The organism is Nitrococcus sp. (assembly GCF_059432795.1).
In genome coordinates this window covers 1-4,534 of record NZ_JBXWZQ010000212.1, presented here as the reverse complement: position 1 = coordinate 4,534, position 4,534 = coordinate 1, and the positions used below count along the sequence as shown (strand labels likewise).

Below are 4,534 nucleotides of genomic sequence, written 5' to 3'. Positions count from 1 at the left end.
CTGCTCGACAAGGCAACCATCCGCTCTGTGGGGGATGGGTTAACGGCGCAGGACGCGCGCCGGCTGCGCGACTTCAACACCGGTGGCTCCACGGGCGAGCCGCTGGTCTTTCGGGTCTCGCCGGAGCGGGTTTCCCACGACGTGGCCGCCAAGTGGCGGGCCACCCGGTGGTGGGGGGTGGACATCGGTGACCCCGAAATCGTTCTCTGGGGCTCGCCGCTGGAGCTCGGCGCGCAGGATCGGCTGAAAGGATTGCGGGACCGGTTGCTGCGCTCCCGACTGTTGCGCGCCTTCGCCTTGTGCGAGGCGAATATGGACGGCGTTCTGGAGACCAGTCGCCGCACACGCCCGCGCATGCTCTTCGGTGACCCCTCGGCGCTCGCGTTAGTGGCTGCCCGCGCGCTCCAGCGACGTATGGAAGTGCATGCGGGCATCCGGGTGGCCTTTGTAACCGGGGAAAAGCTCTATGAGGAGCAGCGCGCGTTGATTGGGCAGGTCTTCGGTTGCGCGGTGGCTAATGGTTACGGCGGCCGGGATGCCGGCTTTATCGCTCATGAGTGCCCGGTCGGTGGCCTGCATGTGTCCGCCGAGGACATCATCGTGGAATCGCTCGACAGCAAGGCGCGTCCCAGCCGCCCCGGTGAGCCGGGTGAGCTGATCGTGACCCACCTGGCGACTGCGGACTTTCCGTTTATCCGCTACCGAACCGGCGACGTCGGGGTGCTCGATGAGAGCCGCTGCGCGTGTGGGCGGGGTTTGCCGCTCCTGCGAGAAATTCAGGGGCGGGATACGGACTTCGTGGTGGCGGCCGACGGTACCGTCATGCACGGGCTCGCGTTGATTTATGCCGTTCGCGATCAAATGGGGGTGCATCGTTTCCGCATTGTGCAGGAGAGCCGCAGCTACACTCGCGTGGAAGTGGTGCCGGACGCTCGATGGGGGGAGGCGGTGGCGCGGCGCATTCGTACCGGGCTGCGGCAGCGCCTGGGTGAAACCGTGCACGTCGACGTCGTGCCTGTCACCGACATACCGCCGGAGCGTTCTGGAAAATACCGCTACGTGGTAAGCCGCGTGTCGTCCGGCCACCGCGTGGCGGAGCCACTCGACGGGGGTGTTTGCTGAGCGTGGCAGGGCAGCTTTCCATACTGATTTATCACCGTGTGCTCGCGGAGCCGGACCCGCTGCAGCCGGGCATCCCGGACGCCGAGCGCTTCGAGGCACACATGCGCGCGCTGGCGCGTTTTTTCCGTATCCTGCCACTCGAGGAGGCCGTGCAGAGGCTGCGCGAAGGCCGCCTTCCGGGGCGCGCGTTGGCGATCACTTTCGATGATGGGTATCGGGATAACGTGGATGTCGCCTTGCCGATTCTTTTACGCCTCGGCCTGCCGGCGACGTTCTTTATAGCCACGGGCTATCTCGACGGCGGCGTGATGTGGAATGACCGCATCATCGAGGCGACGCGCAGGCTGCCGCACGGCGCCCGCGTCGATCTGGCCGAGTATGGCGTCGGTGCCGTCACGGGACCGAGCAACATCACCGGTCGACGGGAGCTGCTCGGTTGCCTCGTGCAGCATGCGAAGTACCAGGCCTCGGATCGCCGCGAGGCCATGGCATCGCGGTTGGAACGAATCGTGGGGCGGCCGACCCCTTCGCTGATGATGGACGCCAGTGGGGTGCGCGCGCTGGCGGAGGCTGGCATGACGCTTGGTGCGCACACACGCTCGCACCCCATATTGACCTTGCTTGATGACGTCACGGCCCGGCGCGAGATAGAGGAGAGCCGCTATCAGCTTCAATCAATGAGCGATCAGGCAGTGGACCTTTTCGCCTACCCCAACGGGGTGCCGGGTCGCGACTACGACGCTCGTCACGTCGCCATGGTCCGCGAGGCGGGTTTTACGGCGGCGCTGAGCACGGCCTGGGGTACCGCCACTAAACGCGCCGATCCTTGGCAACTCCCGAGGTTTACCCCTTGGGATCGGAGCCGTTTTAAATTCTGCCTGCGGCTCGCTTATCGACGTGGCTGTGATCGGCTGAAGCTCCGCGATGGCAACGGCGCACGCGTAGTGACGCCATGACCATGCCGCGCCTTTCCAACGCTTACCGGGTTTCATCGCCGGCATTCGCGCTCCGTGTGGTTCGCGACCGGTTATGCAAGCGCGCTGAGTCAAGCGTTCCTCTGCGGGAGGTGCCCTGATGGGGCCCGTGCTGATGGCAGCATTCCGGCCTCGTACGGCCGGGCTCGGCGGCCAATTATCCCGCGGTGCGGCGTGGACCTCCTTGCCGATATTCATGCGCATACTGGCAACGGCGTCTCTTACACCGATACTGGCTCGTATCCTGGATCCCCACGACTACGGCATCGTGGCGCTCGCGGCGTTGGTCGGGGAATTCGCCGGAATCTTTGGCGAGACCGGATTTCATGGAGCGCTGATTCAGCGCCGGCGTATTCGCCGCATCGAGCTGGACACGGCGTATTGGACGCAGGTGGTGATCGGCACCGCGATTGGAGCGATGGTGGCGCTCAGCGCGCCACTGGTTGCACGTTTCCTGGAGACGCCGGCGCTTTCCGACTTGCTGCTGTTGAGCGCTTTGAACTTCGTGGTAGGCGCGGGGAGCTCCGTCCACAATGCGCTCATGGTGCGGGCAATGGCCTTCTCTCAGCTTGCTCGCATCGAGCTGTGCGCCGTAGTGGTTCGGTCGGTGGTGGCGTTGAGCCTGGCATTCTCCGGATTCGGCTTCTGGGCGCTGGCCGTGGCGGGGTTTTCGGCATTGCTGACCACTATTGCGGGGCGTTGGCTTATCGTAGGGTGGCGGCCTCGGTTGCGTTACTCGGTGCCTGTTTTCCTCGGTTTGTTTCAGTACGGGCGTCACCTGTTCTTGTCGAACATCGTTAGCCGCATGGCGATGCGCGTGGATGTCGCCATCGTGGGCATGCGACTCGGACCGGAGCTGCTCGGAGTCTTCGATTTGGCCTCCATGCCGCCCACCCTGGCGCGCGAGGGGTTCGTCAAGGTGCTCCGGCGTCTGCTGTTTCCAGCCTACAGCCGCATACAAGAGAATCGCGCGCGGCTGGAGCGCGCGGTATGCAGAGTCTACGCGCTGACATCGTTGGCGCTGTGGCCGCCACTGGCGGGCATCGGGGCGGTGGCGCCCGTTTTCGTGCCCCTTTATCTCGGCGAGCAGTGGCTCGCCGCGATTTTCCCGATGACGCTGCTGAGTATTGCCGCCATGGCGCGTACGATCGACAGCGTGACCGTGCCGGTGGCACAAGCTATTGGTCGCCCCGATCTTTTATGGCGGTTAGGCATATTTCGCTTGTTTCTGTCTTCAATTGCCGTCTGGATGGGTGCCAGCTGGGGGCTGAATGGCGTGGCTTGTGCGGTTGCCGCGTCCACGTTGATCTGGAATCTGCTGAGCGCATCGATCGTGCTTGGGGCCGCCGGACTCGGGATCCGGCCACTCCTGCGCGCGACCTCGGGGGCGTTGACGTTTGCGGCAGCCATCTTTGTTGGTGCCCGGCTAACGCTGGAGATGATACGCGGGCAAACCGATTCGCTCGGGCTCGCGTTTTGGGGTGCCGTGGCCGCTGGGCTTGCGATCGCCGCGTTGTCGCTCCCGCTGCTCTGGCATAAGCCAGAGGTCGCCGAGCTTCGACGCATTGCTTTGGGTTTGCTCCAAAGTGCGTCACACGTCATTGTCATGGGTTCGAGGCGGCTGACCTGGCGCAGCAACGCGCGATGAAGCCGAACAAGGATATGGTTTGGAGCGGGGCATGGTCGCTGGCGGGATACGAAATCTGGGGACGCCGCCCCGGAGGCATTCCGAGCAGTGTGACATCTGGCTGGACGCTATCGAGCGTCCTCGCGCATCGGCTGTCGGCTCCCGCCATTCGCCTGGCAGTATGGCGCGGGTTGGTTGCCTCGTGGGAATTCGCCCGCCGTGGCTCAAGCGAAGCCACCATGCGGGATTGGATCCTCTCTGGGGGGAACGTGCTGCCCTGGCGCAGCGTGCGAGCAAGGCCAATCCGTACTTGGGCCTCCGCGACGGCTCGGCGGTTACTTTTTTTTCCGGGCGTGTTCGGCAAGCATTTCCCGCAGACCCGGAAGGGGGTGACCGAGCGAGTAGGCGTGCTCGGCGGCTTCCTTGGCCTCGTCGAACTTGCCTTGCTTCAACAGGGCAAGGCCGAGGTTGTAATAGGCGTTCGCGTTCTTCGGACCCAAGTCGATCGCCTTATGGTAGGCCTCGATGGCCTGATCCACGCGGCCGGTACGATGCAGATGCAGGCCATACAGAAGCTCGGTCATGCTGGAGTCACCGAAGAGCTGAAGCGCGCGTACATAATATTGGTCCGCGGATTTTGGCGCCCCTTGTTTGCGCGCGATCTCCGAGACCAGCTGGAGCGCTTTCGGGTGATTCGGAAAGTAGGCGAGCACGAACTTCACGTCGGCCATCGCGAAGTGCAATGTGCCCTCGCTTTGCATCTGTCGGCGTGCTTTCGGCAGATGGTACTTCTCAACGTTATGCAACAGCT

Annotated in this window: 4 protein-coding genes; 3 read left to right on the top strand and 1 reads right to left on the bottom strand. The window is 64.0% G+C overall.

Annotated features, from left to right (window positions below; genetic code table 11):
* From AC52Q4_RS15025 to AC52Q4_RS15015, 3 genes are all read left to right on the top strand, one after another.
* On the top strand, positions 1-1,122 hold a 1,122-nt coding region (locus AC52Q4_RS15025), incomplete at its 5' end, for a phenylacetate--CoA ligase family protein (RefSeq protein WP_495537609.1).
* A 2-nt stretch (positions 1,123-1,124) separates the two neighbouring features.
* Positions 1,125-2,078: a polysaccharide deacetylase family protein gene (locus AC52Q4_RS15020; RefSeq protein WP_495537608.1), complete on the top strand. Its 954-nt coding sequence runs from the start codon at positions 1,125-1,127 to the stop codon at positions 2,076-2,078.
* Between the two features lie 118 nt (positions 2,079-2,196).
* Positions 2,197-3,744, top strand: a complete 1,548-nt coding sequence (locus tag AC52Q4_RS15015) for a lipopolysaccharide biosynthesis protein (protein ID WP_495537607.1) — start codon at positions 2,197-2,199, stop codon at positions 3,742-3,744.
* 314 nt (positions 3,745-4,058) lie between these two features.
* Here the strand turns inward: AC52Q4_RS15015 and AC52Q4_RS15010 are convergent.
* A partial coding sequence (locus AC52Q4_RS15010) for a tetratricopeptide repeat protein (protein ID WP_495537606.1) occupies positions 4,059-4,534 on the bottom strand: 476 nt, incomplete at its 5' end.